The organism is Desertibacillus haloalkaliphilus, assembly GCF_019039105.1.
GTDB classification, from domain to species: Bacteria; Bacillota; Bacilli; order Bacillales; family KJ1-10-99; genus Desertibacillus; species Desertibacillus haloalkaliphilus.
Window position 1 is genome coordinate 1 of the sequence record NZ_JAHPIV010000574.1, and the last position, 332, is coordinate 332.

Annotated in this window: 1 protein-coding gene; it reads left to right on the plus strand. The window is 40.4% G+C overall.

Annotated elements, in window-relative coordinates; all coding sequences use genetic code 11:
* On the plus strand, window positions 1–175 hold a 175-nt coding region (locus tag KH400_RS23330; RefSeq protein ID WP_217228703.1), incomplete at its 5' end, for a segregation/condensation protein A.
* Window positions 176–332: the final 157 nt, after the last annotated feature.

Here is a 332-nt window from a genome sequence, read left to right on the forward strand (position 1 = left end):
CTTCAATGGATTTTGTCACTTTCAAGATTTGTTTCCAGTCCCTGAACGTAGTCATATTGTTGTTAGCTTTTTAGCGATTTTAGAACTGATGAAGACAAAAACGATTCGTTGTGAGCAATCCGGTAATTTTTCAGACATCATGATTTACAGCACAGAGGAGGGAGTTCGCAGATGAAGATTCAGGAACTTCATGGAGCCATTGAAGGTTTATTGTTTGTAGTTGGGGATGAAGGGATGACAGTAGAAGATGTCGCGACTGTACTTGAATTAGAGGTACACACGATCCAAGAAGCGATTCTCTCTCTTCAATTGTTATATACCGAGCAGGAACG